The 1,349-nt window shown below is 42.4% G+C and carries 1 protein-coding gene and 2 pseudogenes; all 3 read right to left on the bottom strand.

What is annotated here, in order from left to right; all coding sequences use genetic code 11:
* Positions 1-208 (bottom strand): annotated as a pseudogene (locus GTQ34_RS17100) (hypothetical protein); the annotation flags it as partial.
* Positions 195-665 (bottom strand): hypothetical protein, encoded by a 471-nt coding sequence (locus tag GTQ34_RS17095; RefSeq protein ID WP_166524922.1) that lies wholly within the window; start codon positions 663-665, stop codon positions 195-197. The pseudogene GTQ34_RS17100 and the gene GTQ34_RS17095, both read right to left, overlap by 14 nt.
* A pseudogene (locus GTQ34_RS17090) lies at positions 662-1,349 on the bottom strand (hypothetical protein); the annotation flags it as partial. The pseudogene GTQ34_RS17090 and the gene GTQ34_RS17095, both read right to left, overlap by 4 nt.

Below are 1,349 nucleotides of genomic sequence, written 5' to 3'. Positions count from 1 at the left end.
AATCATTCAAGGGAAAATTTTGTGATAGGGCATGATGGATGCCCCAATCGGCTTTTTTGACCAACGTAATGGTCTTTTCCGTTTTTTTGTCAAATTTATGGTGCACATGGTGCAACAGTACAAAGGTTGACAACAATATAGCTATCAAGGCACCTATGAAAAGTACAAATTGTAATGCCCCCGCTTTTACCCTCTTATTGACGACCATTCTGTAACGGTATTGTCCTATGCAGTCCTTGGTAATGAACTCTGATTGAATTTGGCGAACCCTTGACCAGGGTGATTCCTTCCTTAATATCACCTTTTCTCATTAGGTATTGGCGATTGTCAATGGTCACAAAAAAAATATTTTCTTTGGCCTGTCCTCCTGAAACCAAACCCGTAAAAAAGATGCGGGGAAATTGAACTATGGGCTTCTTTTTCTTTTTCAGGCTTTGGTCTTTACTTTTGACCTGCGGCAAAGTGCCCAAAAAAGGGTCCCGATAATCGGCAATTAGACTGAAGGTATCTCTTTCGACCGTTTTTGCAGGTTTATATTCCGATACTCTAACCTTGGAGCTAGGTTCAGTTTCTGGAGAAAATGCGCCAAGCAATTTAAATCCAATAATGCCCCAAATCAGCAAGACAACTCCCAACAGCACGTATGTTTTAACGTTCTTGCTCATTCTTCGATGGTAAAACTATAATTGTCACTATTTTCACTCTCATTACCGGCCGTATCATAGGCACGTACCAACCAGTAAAAAGTTCCAACCGATAAATCTGTGGTGAACCCTTTATTCGCCCCAATGGCCTTCATCGTCAAATTCTGAAGATTCGCATCAGAATAAATAAAAATACTGTCCCTCTCCGATGTTCCCGCCACATCCTCGCGGGTCCACGTAAAGTTCACCGTAGTATTGTTTTGGGAAGACCCATCGGCTGGTGTTACCAATTGCGGCGTATTGGGAGGGATCAAGTCTGCATTTGCATCACCATTAACTTGGAAGCTACTGCTGGAATATGATGTTTCGTAATCACTGTTCAATGCCTTTATACGCCAAGTGTAGTTTCCATTGGTCAATGCTACATTGACTCGGGTAGTGACGTTTCCGAGAGTGTCCACAGGAACAACACTATCCATGACAAACTGAACTGCGTTCTCGAAATTTGGCGTGGCAATCTGAATTCTGTAAGAAGTGGCATCAGCAAGAGCTTCCCAATTAAAACCCACTTCGTTGACATCAATAGTGCTGCCCTCTTTCGGGGCCAATATGAGAACGGTCTGGTCCGTAATATCCGGCACCTCCAATATATCTTCGCAAGCGAAACATATTGACAAAACAGAAAATCCTATTCCCAGATATATT

The sequence above is a fragment of the Flagellimonas ochracea genome (assembly GCF_009903685.1).
Classification (GTDB): domain Bacteria; phylum Bacteroidota; class Bacteroidia; order Flavobacteriales; family Flavobacteriaceae; genus Flagellimonas; species Flagellimonas ochracea.
This window is presented reverse-complemented; position numbering and strand designations above follow the sequence as displayed.

What these genes read in the sequence shown, in the direction of transcription:
- GTQ34_RS17095 (WP_166524922.1), bottom strand. Translation starts at nt 665, where the DNA reads ATGAGCAAGAACGTTAAAACATACGTGCTGTTGGGAGTTGTCTTGCTG.